This is a genomic window from Micromonospora sp. KC723 (assembly GCF_004348595.1).
Lineage (GTDB): Bacteria > Actinomycetota > Actinomycetes > Mycobacteriales > Micromonosporaceae > Micromonospora.
This window is the reverse complement of record NZ_SMKD01000023.1, coordinates 18,567-31,142: the sequence shown is the minus strand read 5'-3', so window position 1 is coordinate 31,142 and position 12,576 is coordinate 18,567. Positions and strand designations below refer to the sequence as shown.

Sequence of the window (12,576 nt, the reverse complement as noted above, 5' to 3'; positions counted from 1 at the left end):
CGGCGGGAGGCTGCACCCGCGGGAGCCTCCGCCGCGCTCCCCCCAATCCACCACCGCCCTCGCCGACCTGTTCGGGCGTCTCACCGCGCCGGCGGCGACCGCCGGACCAGGAAGACGACGACCAGCGCCGTACCGTTCTCAGGCCGGGCCCGACGGCCAACACATCCGGGGACGCCCATCACCCGCACCGCCACCGAGTCCATCAGCCGTACTGTTCTCTGCCCACCTCCAGTTCGGCCCGCACCTGGCCGCGCAGCACCGACCCTCCGTGGGTGTCGACGCCGGGCGGCTGACGCGCCCGTACAGATCGCCCCGCCCACGGCGGTGGCCGAGGCGAGCCGCGGCACGGGCGGGTATCCCGTCAGCACGGCCCACCGCGCGCCATTGCCGGCCAAGCCGTGTTCAGCCCGCCGGCGGGAGCGTCCGACGGCGGTACTCCCCCACCGGCAGGCCGGCCACGCCCCAGTTCGCGAGCGGGATCTCGTCGATCACCACGTGGGTGGTGGCCGGTTCCTTGTCGAGTACCCGGCACAGCAGGTCGGTGGCGCCGGCGATCAGGGCGGCCTTCTGCGCGGGGCTGACCCCCTCGTCGGTGACCCGAATGTTCACGTAGGGCATGTCGTCGACTCCTCCGGTACGAGCTCGTAGTGGAAGACCTTGCTGATGATCCGCCAGCGGCCGTCCAGGCGGACCAGCGCCAGCAGGTCGGTGAAGCGCTTGGGTCCGATGGCGCAGGTGACCACGGCGCTGGCGGTGACCGGACCGGCCAGCCACACGGAGACGACGCCGTCGCGTCGCGGCTCGCCACGGGAGGCCGGCGCCGGACGCGCCGCCACCATGGGGAAGTACTCGTCCATGGTGAGCCGGGTCAGCGCCCTGTCGGTGGCCGTGGCGTACACCGCCCCCGGGTGGAACACGCGGGCCAGCCGGGCCGTGTCGCCGTGGTAGAGCCCGTCGAAGTACTCCTGGAGGGCCTCGCCGATGTCCGCCCGGGTGGCCGGGTCCGGCTCGCTGAGGGCGCCGCTCACGCCGGGACCGCCTTCGCCAGCCCGGTGCTGTCGGCGGCGGGGCGCCAGCCCAGCGCCATCCGCGCCACCCGTCGGCCCAGGTACTCGGCGGTGCGCCGGTCTGAGGCGGACGGGCCGGCCTCCGGGCCGAGGTCGGCCGGGGACTGGCCCATCGCGCCGAGGAAGCCCGCCAACCGGTTGAGATCCTCTGGCGAGCCGGTGCTGGTGTGGTTGCCCGGCAGCAGGCCGAGCCCCACCCACACCATGCCGTGCTGCATCGCGAACAGGGCCAGCTGTTGGAGGGTGGCAAGCTTGTCGCCGTTGAGGCCGGCGGAGTTGGTGAAGCCGGCGGCGAGCTTGTCCCTCCACCGCTGCTCGGCCCAGCGGCCGGCGGTGGCGTCGAGGAACGCCTTGAACGGCGCGGACGGTCCGGCCATGTAGGTGGGCGCGCCGAACACGATGGCGTCGGCCGCGTCCAGCACGTCCCCGTACCGGTCGTGCTCGTCGACGGCGATCAGGTCGACCCGTACCCCGGGTACGGAACGGGCGCCGTCGCGCACCGCCTCGGCCTGCACCCGGGTGTGTCCGTAACCGCTGTGGTAGACGATCGCGACTCGCGTCATCGCTGCTCCTTGCCTCGTCAGTGGGCCGCTCCGGCATCTCCGGCGGGACCGACTCCACGCTACGAACGGCCGAGCTATTTATCCAATACCGACCTTGGATGTCATCGATAAACTGCGGTTATGGATGTCGACCTGCGGGACCTGGAACTGCTGGAGGCGTTGGACCGGCACACCACCCTCACCGCCGCCGCCCAACACCTCTATCTCAGCCAGCCGGCGCTCAGCCAGCGACTGATCCGGCTGGAGGAGCGGCTGGGCACCCCGCTGTTCGAACGGCGCGGCCGACGCCTGATCGCCAACCGGGCCGGTCGGCGGATGCTGCGCGCCGCGCACAGCGCCCTGGCTGAGATGCGGGCCGCGACGCACGAGGTACGCCGGACCGCGGCCGGCCGGACACGACCGGTGCGGCTGGCCTCGCAGTGCGCCGGCACCTACCAGTGGCTGCCGCCCGTGGTGCGCGCCTTCCGCCAGCGGATGCCCGGCGTGGAGGTGCTGGTCGAGCACCTGCCCGACGTCGAGGTGGTCCCCGCGCTCCTCGCCGGCGACCTCGACCTCGCCCTCGCCTGCAAGCTCGACGTGGCGATGGATCGGCTACGACTCCAGCCGCTCTTCGACGACAAACTGGTCGCCGTCGTGGCCACCGACCACCCGTGGGCGGGGCGCGCCGTGATGCGGGCCGAGGACTTCGCCGATGTCCACCTACTCCTGTTCGACGCCTACGACCAGACCCGGTCGCCGGCGGTCGCACTGCCGATCCCCACGCGGGCCCGCCCGGCCCGGCTGACCACGGCACCCATCACCACCGAACTGTTGATCGAGACGATCGCCTCCGGCGACTCGGTGTCGGTGCTGCCCACCTGGACCGTCGCGCCCTACCTCACCGGTCACGGCGTGACCACCGTGCCCATCGAGGGTGCCGGGCAGCACCGCACCTGGTACTGCGCCAGCCGGCACGGCCAACTGCCCGAGGCGGTGGACACCTTCGCCGGGCTGCTCGCCGGCCACCTCGCCGCGCCACCCGCCTGAGGGCAACACCGCCGGGCCTCACGAGCCCGGGGCGTGCGGTGCGTCGGGCGGCCAGCACGCCACCGGTCGGCCCAGCAGATCGGCCGCGGGTAGGCCGGCCGTCACGGCGGTGCCCGGCGAGGGCACTGCCGGCGGTGTCACCCCTTCGGTGCGATGGCGCCACCGAGCGTGCGAGCGACGAGGCGCAGCGCCTCGTACCGTGAGATGTGGGTGTCCGCGAGGTAGCTCCAACCCGCGTAGAGCTGGGACCACAGCACGCTCTGCACCCAGGTGGCGGGTAGTTCCGGGTCGATCGTCCCGTCGCGGTGCCCGCGCTCCACGAGGGTTCGCAACCGCGGGTCGCAGGCGCCCTGCTCCGACCAGTCGGCGTCGTCGATCAGCTGGGGTTCGCTGAAGATCAGAGAGAGCAGGCTGCCGAGTTCGAAGTACTCGTGGCAGAGCCGCCGTAGCGCGTCTGCGCCGGTGCCCTCGTCGAGCCGGGCGTTGTCGGCAGCCCGGTCGAGTCTGCTCATCCCTTCGGCGCTGAGGGCCTTCAACAGGTCGGATCTCTCGGGGAAGTATCGGTGCAGGGTGGTACGCCCGACGTTGGCCGCCACGGCGATCTCACCGAGGGACGCGGTCGGATTCTGCCCGAGCACCTCAATCGCCGCGTCGATGATCGCTTGCCGGGTCCGCGCCCGGGTGCCGCTCTCCTGCGTGTCCCTCACGTGCACAGGATACGAGAACGGTAACCAGCTTGACCCTTGTGGAACACCGGTGCTCCACTGTAGAGCATGAATGATCCGGGACGGCTCGATGAGGTTCCCAAACTTCGGACCCTGGCCACCTTCGTCGTACCTCACTGGCGGGTGCTGCTGCTCGGGCTGCTGCTCGGGCTCCTCGCCAACGCCGCCAGCCTGGCAACGCCGATGGCCACGAAGTGGGCACTCGACTCTCTCGGCGACTCGGCCACGCTGGCGAAACCCGTCGCCACGCTGGTGACCCTCGTCGTGGTCGGCGCCGGGATCACCCTGTGGCAGTGGACCCTGCTCGGCACCCTCGCCGAACGGGTGGTGCTCGACGCCCGCACCTCGATAGTCCGTCGCTACTTCGCCGCGACCGTGGGCGCCCTCACGGCCCGGCCGACCGGGGAGCTGGTCACCCGGGTCACCTCCGACACCGGCCTGTTGCACGCGGCGTCCTCAAGCGTCGTCGGACTGGTCAACGGTACTCTGGCCCTGGTCGGGACACTGGTGTTGATGGGCGTCCTCGACCTGGTGTTGCTCAGCTGCACGGTGGCCGCGGTGATCATTGTCGGCGCACTCATGGCCACACTCCTACCGTCGATCGGGAAGGCGCAGGAGGAGGCTCAGGAGGCGGTCGGCCGCCTGGGAGGCGCGCTCGAGGGAGCCCTCCACGCCATCCGCACGGTCAAGGCCAGCCGGGCGGAGTCTCGCCAGGCCGACCGGATCATCAGTCACGCCCGGGAGTCCGCCGTGCACAGCGTCCGAGCCGCCCGCCGCAGCGCCGCCGTCTGGACCGTCTCCTGGACCGGCATCCAACTGGCGATCATCGTGATCCTCGCGATCGGCGCCTGGCGCGCCGAACGCGGGCTTATCGAGATCTCCAGCCTCATCGCCTTCCTGCTCTACGCGTTCCAGCTGATGGGCCCGATCAACGAACTCACCCAGAACCTCACGGCGCTGCAATCCGGTGTCGCCGCCGCCGCACGGATCCGTCAGGTCCACGCCATCGACGCCGAGCGGTCGCAGCCTGACACCACCAGGCGGCACCGGGGCGGCCAGGCCCACGAGGGACCACTGCTCGTCCTCCGCGAGGTCACCGCGGGGTACGCGCCCGGCACGGCACCGGCCGTCCACGGCATCGACCTGGAAATCCCCCGACGGGGACACATCGCGATCGTCGGGCCCTCCGGAGCCGGCAAGACCACCCTGTTCTCGCTCATCCTCCGATTCCTCGAGCCGCAGCAGGGCGAGTTGCTCCTCGACGGCCGCCCGTACCACACGTACACCCACGGCGAGATCCGGGCGCGGCTGGCGTACGTGGAACAGGAGACTCCCGTCGTTCCCGGAACGGTCCGGGACAACCTGCTCTTCACCCACCCCGACGCCACGGACGCCGAACTACGGACCGTACTCGAGGCCGTGCAGCTGGACGAGAAGATCGACTCGCTTCCCCACGGGCTCGACACCTCGCTGGATTCCAGCGAGGTGTCCGGCGGTCAGCGACAGCGCATCGCCCTGGCCCGGGCCATCCTGCGTACGCCGGAGCTGCTGCTGCTCGACGAGGCGACCGCGCAGGTCGACGGACTCACCGAGGCGGCGCTGCAGGCGTGCGTCCGCGAACGCGCCAGCCGTGGAGCCGTCGTCACCATCGCACACCGCCTCTCCACCGTCCTCGACGCCGACACGATCGTCGTCATGGAGGCGGGCCGTGTCCGCGCCCGCGGAACCCACACCGAACTGCTCGCCAGCGACGAACTGTACCGGCGGCTTGTCGAGGCGCTGCGGATCGCCGAGGGACCACACCGAGGAGGGATCCGACGCGGCGGAGACGCCCTCACGGCGTCGACCACCACCTGAGCGGCCGCCCTGGCAGACGACTGCCGGCGGCGACGAGCGGGGCACGCTCGCCGACACCGAGCGGCGGGCACCTCCTCCTCGTGCTGGTCGGCGACCCCGCGGGCGCGGCTCGACCGTCTCCGCCCATCCCGCCGGTGGTTGCCGTCCTCCGGCTTCACCGGGTGAGCTCGGCGAGCGCGTCGTCGAGCGTCCCGGTGAGCAGGTCCGGGAGGAAGCCGATCAGGTCGAGGGTGCTGCGGACGGCGCCGCCGTCCGGAGCGACCACCAGGACTGGCGTCTGCCGCCTGCGGAAGGCGGTCACCAGTCGGTCGAGGCAACGCAGACCGGCGCTGTCCAGGAAGGTCACCCCGGTCAGGTCGATCACCATTCCGGCAGCGGTGCGGGCCGTGCTCAGCACGTCCCGCTCCACCAACTCGGCGTTGCCGTGGTCGATCTCGCCGCGCAGCCGTACCACCTCGCAGCCTCGCTCGCCGCGCACGGTCACCCGTTCGTCAGTCACCCGTCGTTCCTCTGACTTGCCGTCTCATCAACACGTTCGTGCCCACGCCCCGGTCGATGACCAGGTCGTCCATCAGGCGTCCCATCAGCGCCAGTCCACGCCCCCGGTGGGCGGTGGCTCGCGGGGCCCGCCAACGGCCGGTATCGGAGACCCGCAGGTCGAGGATGCCCCCGTCGATGGTCGCGGTGACGCTCACGATGCCTGACGGGTCGCCCTGGTAGCCGTGCTCGATGGCGTTGGCCATGGCCTCGGAGCAGGCGAGCACGATGCCGTACCGCTCGGGCTCGGGAACCTGGCGGGCCGCGAGCCACCCGTCCAGCTCGGCCCGCAGCGGACTGAGCCGTGACATCCGGGCCGGCACGTCGGCGTGGAACTGCGGAGCGCCGTCGAAGGCCAGCGCCAGCAGGCAGGTGTCGTCGTGACCACCCTCGCCGGCGAGCATCCCATCGCTGATCTCCTGGGTCAACGACCCGATCGGCGTCTTCCGGCGGGCGTCCAGCGCCTCGGCGAGGCGGTCGAGTCCCTGGTCGATGCGTTCTCCACGCCGCTCCACCAGGCCGTCGGTGTAGAGCAGCAGTCGCGAACCCCGCGGCAGGGTCAGCTCCGCCTCCCGCCGGGTCCGGCTGGCGGTGTGCGTGCCCAGCGGCCCGGACCGACCGTCCCACAGGTACCGGGGGGTGGTGTCCGGCGAAAGCAGCAGCGGCGGCGGGTGACCAGCGCACGCGTAGCGCAACAGGCCGGTGTCCAGCGCCAGTTCGGCGTACGCCAGCGTGGTCATCTGTCCCGCCTCCAGGGTGGCGACGAAGTCGTCCATGTGCCGCAACACGGCCGCCGGGCCGCATCGCGCCTTCGCCAGCGCCCGGACGGCGCTGCGCAGTTGGCCCATGGCGCTGGCGGCCCGGATGCCCCGGCCCACCACGTCGCCGACGACCACGCCGACGCTGTCGGCCGAGGTGGCGAACGCGTCGTACCAGTCACCGCCGACCTCCAGCGTGTCCACGGCCGGGCGGTAGACGGTGGCCACATGGAAGCGCGGGTCGGTCGGCCGCTCGCTGACCAGGAGGCTGCGTTGGAGGATACGGGCCACCTCCCGGTCCTGCTCGGCCAGGCGGGCATTGTCCAGCGCCAGCCCGGCCCGGTCGGCGAGGTCGAGCAGGAAGTCCTGCTGGAACGGGCCGTGTGTGGCCGGCGCCCCGGCCAACAGCAGTGTGCCGATCACCGTGTTCCGGGCCCGCAGCGGGAGCAGCAGGCCCTGCCGCCCGTCCGGTCCCGCCAACGGCAACGGGGTGTCCGCTGTCCCTGCTCGTACCGTTTCACGGACCCGGTCGCGGATCTCCCAGTGCTCACCCGGACCCCGGGCGATCACGTCGTCGGCGAATGCGGTGCCGGTCGCCGAGGGCGGCGAGGACGTGGTCGCGACGCCGGCTACCTCCCCCAGGGCCAGGTCCACCTGCGCGTACTCGGCGATCTCGGGTACCAGCACGGCAACCAGTCGACGGGCCCGGTCGGCCGGCCCCACCGCCTCGTCGAGGTCGCGGCCCACCCGGGCGAGGAACGCCGACTGCCAGGCCCGCCGCGCGGTCTCCTCGTGCAGCCGTACCCGCTCCAGCGCCTGCCCGGCCTGCCGGCCGACGGTCCGCATCAGCTCCACCTCGTCAACGGCCACCTGCCGGCCCGCCGGGAAGTAGAACGAGACCGTACCGAGCACCCGGCCGTCGGCGACCAACGGCGTCACCACGCGTCCGTCGGCGCCGACCACCTCGGCGGTGTGAACGGCACGCGCTTCGGGCCCCGCATCGTCGAGCCCGACCGGCGGGGTGGCCGGCTCGGTGGAACCGGCGACGGTCAGCACCGGTTCCCGCGGGTGCAGCAGCCACACCACGGTTCTGGTCGCCTCGAACGCCTCCGCCCCGGCGGCGACGATCGGCGCGACGATGTCCTCGGCACGGTCGATCGAAGCGCAACGCGCCACCATCTCCTGCAACACCCGGATCCGGTCCTCGTTGCGCTCCGCCCGGCGGCGCTCGCCGAGCAACTCCCGCTCGTACGAGCGCCGGTCGGTGGCATCGAAGACGGTCATCCGCAGCACCCTCGAGTCGGTGCCCTGGTTCCGCCGCAGGACCACGTTCACGAGGATGTCCAGCCGGCTGCCGTCGGCCCGCCGGAACTCGAGCGCGACGCCGCGCACCTCGCCCTGCATGTGCAGCAGTGGCCCCAGGTGCGTCTCGTGGAAGATCCGGCCGCCGATGGTGTAGAAGTCCTGCACCCGGTGGCCCACCAGGTCCGCCCGCCGGTAGCCCGTCCAGTCCAGGAAGGTCTGGTTGACCCGGGCGACCGTACCGTCGGGCAGCACCGACAGGTAGCCGCACGGTGCCCTCTCGTAGAGATCCTCCGCGCTCTCCTCGAGCAGGGGGACGAAAGTCTCGGCCGGCTGGAGTGGGTCGACCACGCTCAGTTGTTCCGCAAGAACGCGTGAATGGCGTCCGAGGTCTCCTCCGGGGCGCTCAGGTTCGGACAGTGGCCGGTCGCCTTCAACACGACCAGGGAGCTGTTGGGCAGGTTGCGGTGCACGTAGTCGCCGACCTCGGCCGGGGCGATGACGTCGTCGGTGCACTGCAGGATCAGGCTGGGCACGGTGACCTTCGACAGATCCAACCGATTGTCGGAGAGGAACGTCACCCGCGCGAACTGACGGGCGATGGCCGGATCGGTGCGACAGAAACTGTTGACCAGCTCGGTGCCGAGTTCCGGGCGGTCCGGGTTTCCCATGATGACCGGAGCCATGGCCGCCGACCAGCCCAGGTAGTTGCTGTCCAACGACTCCAACAGTTCGTCGATGTCGGGGCGGGTGAAGCCGCCACGATAGTCCTCGTCGTCGAGGTAGCGGGGCGAGGGACCGACCAGCACCAGCCGGGAGAAGCGGCTCGGCTCGGCCGCCGCGGCGAGCACACCGATCATGGCGCTGACGGAGTGGCCGACGAACACGACGTCCCGCAGGTCGAGTTCGGCGAGGATCTCCAACACGTCCTCGGCGTAGCCGTGCAACGAGGCGTAACGCTCCGGCCGGTACGCCGACAGGTCGGAGCCACCCGAGCCGACGTGGTCAAAGAGCACCACGCGGTACTCGTCGACGAAACGGTCCGTGACGAAGCGCCACATGTGTTGGTCGCAGCCGAAGCCGTGGGAGAAGACGATGGCGGGACCGGTGTCGCGGCCGATGACCGTGACGTTGTTTCGGGCGACCGCGCTCACGGCGAGACACTACCTGGGATCAGGCGGGCTCGCCACCGGCGGCCGACGGGTCGCGGCCAGCGTGCCGACAGCCCAAGGCGAAGACAGCCGCGAGCCGGCTCATCCCGTCTCACGGCCCACCCCTGTTGGAGAAGCGTGTTACGTCAGCGGCGGTGGACGCCAGTCGGCGTATCGGGCCATCGACCGCAACGCCAGCCGTGGCGGCGTCAGCCGCATGGCGGTGTTGCGGACGGCTACGGCGATCGGGTTCTGCAGTTGCTGGCCGAATCGGCCGATCGCGCGGGACGCCTTGGCCACGTGCTGGCTGCGTGGGCGGCGCTGCCGGTCGTAGACGGCGAGCCCGTCCGGCCGACCGGCGACGGAGGCGAGCACGACGGCGTCTTCGAGGGCCTGGTTGGCGCCCTGGCCAAGGTTCGGTGTCATCGCGTGCGCGGCGTCGCCGACCAGCACGACGTTGCCCTTGACGTACGTGGTCAGCGGCTCATCCAGGCAGGCGAGGTCGTCGCGCAGGACGGTGCTGGTCGCGGCGATCAGGGCGGGGATCGGATCGTGCCAGCCGCCGAACCGGGTGCGGAGCAGTTCCTGCTCGTCACCGGTCGACTCACCGGTGGCGTTGGCGGCGGCGAACCAGTAGACACGACCGTCGACGAGCGGAACCATGCCGAACTCGGCGCCTCGGTCCCAGGTGATCGCGACGACGACGTCTCTGTCCCAGACCGGCGTCACCCCGCGCCACGCGGTCACTCCGATGCGAACCGGTGCGGCGGCCCCCGGCCACAGCAGCCGGCGAACCGTGCTGTGGATGCCGTCCGCGCCGACCACGAGATCGGCCCGCGTCCGGACCTGTCCGCCCTCATGTTGATAGGTGACCTCGCCGCCCGCCGTGACGGCGACGACCGGGGCACCGGTCACGACGACACCGTCCGGCAGGGCGCCGAGCAGCATCTCGTGCAGTGCGGCGCGGTGGATGCCGATCGCGGGCGTACCCAGCACACGTTCCAGCTCGCCCGCCTCGATGCGGGCCAGCCACCGCCCGTCGGATCTGCGGGTGCCGCCGGACACGTCGGCCTTCCCCTGTTCCCGTACGGCCGCGCCCAGGCCGAGCACGTCCAGACAGCGCAACCCGTTCGCCTGCAGGACGAGGCCAGCTCCGGCCGGACGGAAGGCGGGGGCACGTTCGAGCACCGTCACCCGCCAACCCATGCGACGCAGGCCGATGGCCGCGCTCAAGCCCCCGATGCCGGCTCCCACCACTAGCGCCGTCCCCGCCATCACCACTCCTTCTACAGATGTAGAAGGCGATACTACAGGCGTAGAAGGAGGTGTCCCCATCATGCCGATCGACCGGCTCGCGGCCCTGACCGATGCCGCGATCGACGTCCTGGCCGAACTCGGCATGCGCGGACTCACCCACCGCGCCGTGGACGCCCGCGCCGGACTGCCGCAGGGCACCACGTCGGCGTACTTCCGCACCCGCAAAACGCTCATCGAGGCGGTGGTGCGCCGCCTCGCCGACCTCGATCGAGCAGACCTGCAAGCCGGTGGGTTGCCGGCCGACGCCGCCAGCCCGACGGTCACGCTGGACGACATCGACTCGGTGGCCGCCGGCATCGCGGCAGTACTCGACCGGTGGATGAGCACAGCACGCAACCGCACGCTCGCCCGCTACGCATGTCTTCTGGAAGCCACACACCACCCGGAACTCCGGACGATCCTCAGGCACGGCGACGCGTCGCGTGCACAGGCCAGGCTGATGCTGGCGGCCGCCGGCGCGCGACACCCGGAGCAGGCCGGCAACCACCTCGTCGCCTGCATCGACGGACTGGTATTCGACCGCCTGGCCGGAGCGGGCGCTCGGACCGCGCCACCAGCCGGAACAGCCGCCAGTCGCGCCGACCTTGCCATCGCCGTCGCTACCTTGCTGCGCGCCTTCGCCGGCCCGAGCAGCAACGCGCGACAGCCCACCGCGTGAGCGACGAGGCTGTCACCGGCTTCCCATCTACTGGCGTCACGGGCGCGGCCAGGCCAGGTCAAGGTGACCGGAGGGACGCTCCCCATCGACTGCCCACCACGGTGACACCGACGACGCCCTCTAGGCGTTGCCGCAACCGCCGGCAGAGACGACCGGACGGCCGGACGCCGGCGTGATCACTACTCGTCGGCTGCGGTGACGCACCCGCCGGCCGGAAGTCCACGGCAACGATGGACGCCCCGGGCTGCCTACAGTAGTCGCCATGCGGCCCTCCGAGTGCACGCCGATCTCGCGTGAAGCTGCGCTGGCGGCGCTGGTCCTCGTCCTGAGTGCCGGTGCCGTGCTGCACGCCGATGCCGGCCACCGCCCGCCGTTCCCGGTGGGCTGGGCGCTGCTGGTGCTCAGCGCCGGGGCGCTGGTCCTACGCCAGCGCCACCCGGTTCCGGTCCTCGCGGTGACCAGTGGCTGCGCGCTGCTCTACTACCCGCTGGGCTTCCCCGACTCGCCGATGGCCCTGTCCTTCGTCCTGACGCTGTATGTCGTCGCTCGTGACTGCTGGCGTCCGGTGTCCGTCTGCGCCGCCTTGGTACTGGCGATCGCCTTTCCGCTGGCGCCCGTCGTCGTCCACCGGCTGGCCGGTTCGGGAAGCGGGGTCCCGCAGACGCAGACCGCCGTGGCCATCGGCGCGATCCTGCTCCTCACGATCGCCGCCGGGGAGGTGGCCCGCAGCCGGCGTGAGCGCATCGTCGCCGCCGAGTGGCGGGTCGCCGAGGCCGAAGCCACGCGAGAGCAGGAGGCGTCACAGCGGGCCACGGCGGAACGTCTGCGTATCGCGCGGGAACTGCACGACGTCGTCGCGCACCAGATTTCACTGATCAACGTGCAGGCCGGCGCCGCCCTTCACACCCGCGACCCGGACGGGGCCCTCGCGGCGCTGGAGGCGATCCGCGCCGCCAGCAAGGAGGCGTTGCGCGAGGTCCGGACGGTGCTGGGCGTGTTGCGTCAGGTCGACTCGGAGGGCCACGTCAGGCCGACGCCGTCGTTGTCCCGGTTACCGGAGCTGGTTGCGCACACCGAGGCATCCGGTCTGCTGGTCCGGCTCACCGGGGACGGCGCGGTGCCGGCCCTGCCCGCGCCGATCGACCTGGCCGCGTACCGGATCGTGCAGGAGGCGTTGACCAACGCCGTCCGGCACGCGCCGGCAAGCACGGTGCGGGTGGATCTCCGGCACACCGACACAGATGTGATCATCGAGGTCGAGAACGACGGGCCGACGCGGGCGGATCCCGAGGTGGCACGAGCCGGCAACGGTCTGCTGGGCATGACGGAGCGGGCCGCGGCCGTCGGCGGAGAGCTGCACGCGCGCCCGACCGACAGCGGCGGTTTCCGGGTACGCGCGCGGCTGCCACTGCCGACTGCCGAGGACGGCACCGGGCGGAGCAGTGGCTGATGTTGCCCGACCCGTACGGGTTCGTTCCCTGACCGCTACGCCCACGTGCCCGAACGGTGGTGGAGGTGCATCCCTGGTCGCATTCTCGCCGATTCGGCGTACCTCTGGAGATGTACGTCGGAGCTCCCGCAAATCAGGGGCGGACCAGGGAGGCGCAGGCGGATT

The 12,576-nt window shown here is 71.6% G+C and carries 12 protein-coding genes; 4 read left to right on the top strand and 8 right to left on the bottom strand.

Translation table 11 applies throughout. From position 1 onward, the window contains the following. Positions 1–402: 402 nt before the first annotated feature. Genes E1165_RS08235 through E1165_RS08225 form a run of 3 tightly spaced genes read right to left on the bottom strand, consistent with a single transcriptional unit; the run spans position 403 to position 1,630 of the window. The gene (locus tag E1165_RS08235) at positions 403–618 is read right to left on the bottom strand and encodes a 4-oxalocrotonate tautomerase family protein (RefSeq protein WP_132389337.1); all 216 of its coding nucleotides are present in this window, start codon (positions 616–618) and stop codon (positions 403–405) included. After that, positions 606–1,028: a nuclear transport factor 2 family protein gene (locus tag E1165_RS08230; protein ID WP_207916758.1), complete on the bottom strand. Its 423-nt coding sequence runs from the start codon at positions 1,026–1,028 to the stop codon at positions 606–608. Before E1165_RS08230 ends, E1165_RS08235 begins: the two co-directional genes overlap by 13 nt. After that, complete coding sequence (locus E1165_RS08225) at positions 1,025–1,630, bottom strand: flavodoxin family protein (protein ID WP_132389335.1); 606 nt, start codon at positions 1,628–1,630, stop codon at positions 1,025–1,027. The genes E1165_RS08230 and E1165_RS08225 overlap by 4 nt, the downstream gene beginning before the upstream one ends. A gap of 120 nt (positions 1,631–1,750) precedes the next feature. On the opposite strand from E1165_RS08225, the gene E1165_RS08220 reads away from it, so the two are divergent. Further along, positions 1,751–2,656 (top strand): LysR family transcriptional regulator, encoded by a 906-nt coding sequence (locus tag E1165_RS08220; RefSeq protein ID WP_132389333.1) that lies wholly within the window; start codon positions 1,751–1,753, stop codon positions 2,654–2,656. A gap of 137 nt (positions 2,657–2,793) precedes the next feature. Here E1165_RS08220 and E1165_RS08215 read toward each other — a convergent pair whose 3' ends face one another. Continuing rightward, positions 2,794–3,363: a TetR/AcrR family transcriptional regulator gene (locus E1165_RS08215; RefSeq protein ID WP_132389331.1), complete on the bottom strand. Its 570-nt coding sequence runs from the start codon at positions 3,361–3,363 to the stop codon at positions 2,794–2,796. Between the two features lie 66 nt (positions 3,364–3,429). Between E1165_RS08215 and E1165_RS08210 the strand changes: the two genes are divergently transcribed. Continuing rightward, complete coding sequence (locus tag E1165_RS08210) at positions 3,430–5,238, top strand: ABC transporter ATP-binding protein (protein ID WP_132389329.1); 1,809 nt, start codon at positions 3,430–3,432, stop codon at positions 5,236–5,238. Positions 5,239–5,392: 154 nt separating this feature from the next. On the opposite strand, the gene E1165_RS08205 is transcribed toward E1165_RS08210, so the two are convergent. The 4 genes from E1165_RS08205 to E1165_RS08190 form a co-directional block, all read right to left on the bottom strand. Beyond that, positions 5,393–5,737, bottom strand: coding sequence for an STAS domain-containing protein (locus E1165_RS08205; RefSeq protein WP_132389327.1), 345 nt, complete (start codon positions 5,735–5,737; stop codon positions 5,393–5,395). Then, positions 5,730–8,186 (bottom strand): SpoIIE family protein phosphatase, encoded by a 2,457-nt coding sequence (locus tag E1165_RS29505; protein WP_207916756.1) that lies wholly within the window; start codon positions 8,184–8,186, stop codon positions 5,730–5,732. The genes E1165_RS08205 and E1165_RS29505 overlap by 8 nt, the downstream gene beginning before the upstream one ends. Positions 8,187–8,188: 2 nt before the next feature. Then, positions 8,189–8,989, bottom strand: coding sequence for an alpha/beta fold hydrolase (locus E1165_RS08195; RefSeq protein ID WP_132389323.1), 801 nt, complete (start codon positions 8,987–8,989; stop codon positions 8,189–8,191). Positions 8,990–9,127: 138 nt separating this feature from the next. Further along, positions 9,128–10,261, bottom strand: coding sequence for an FAD-dependent monooxygenase (locus E1165_RS08190; RefSeq protein WP_132389321.1), 1,134 nt, complete (start codon positions 10,259–10,261; stop codon positions 9,128–9,130). A 61-nt stretch (positions 10,262–10,322) separates the two neighbouring features. On the opposite strand from E1165_RS08190, the gene E1165_RS08185 reads away from it, so the two are divergent. Then, positions 10,323–10,961, top strand: a complete 639-nt coding sequence (locus E1165_RS08185) for a TetR/AcrR family transcriptional regulator (RefSeq protein WP_132389319.1) — start codon at positions 10,323–10,325, stop codon at positions 10,959–10,961. Between the two features lie 262 nt (positions 10,962–11,223). Then, positions 11,224–12,411 (top strand): sensor histidine kinase, encoded by a 1,188-nt coding sequence (locus E1165_RS08180; protein WP_132389317.1) that lies wholly within the window; start codon positions 11,224–11,226, stop codon positions 12,409–12,411. Positions 12,412–12,576 lie beyond the last annotated feature (165 nt).

What these genes read in the sequence shown, in the direction of transcription:
- E1165_RS08225 (WP_132389335.1), bottom strand. Translation starts at nt 1,630, where the DNA reads ATGACGCGAGTCGCGATCGTCTACCACAGCGGTTACGGACACACCCGG.
- E1165_RS08220 (WP_132389333.1), top strand. Translation starts at nt 1,751, where the DNA reads ATGGATGTCGACCTGCGGGACCTGGAACTGCTGGAGGCGTTGGACCGG.
- E1165_RS08235 (WP_132389337.1), bottom strand. Translation starts at nt 618, where the DNA reads ATGCCCTACGTGAACATTCGGGTCACCGACGAGGGGGTCAGCCCCGCG.
- E1165_RS08210 (WP_132389329.1), top strand. Translation starts at nt 3,430, where the DNA reads ATGAATGATCCGGGACGGCTCGATGAGGTTCCCAAACTTCGGACCCTG.
- E1165_RS08185 (WP_132389319.1), top strand. Translation starts at nt 10,323, where the DNA reads ATGCCGATCGACCGGCTCGCGGCCCTGACCGATGCCGCGATCGACGTC.
- E1165_RS08180 (WP_132389317.1), top strand. Translation starts at nt 11,224, where the DNA reads ATGCGGCCCTCCGAGTGCACGCCGATCTCGCGTGAAGCTGCGCTGGCG.
- E1165_RS08190 (WP_132389321.1), bottom strand. Translation starts at nt 10,261, where the DNA reads ATGGCGGGGACGGCGCTAGTGGTGGGAGCCGGCATCGGGGGCTTGAGC.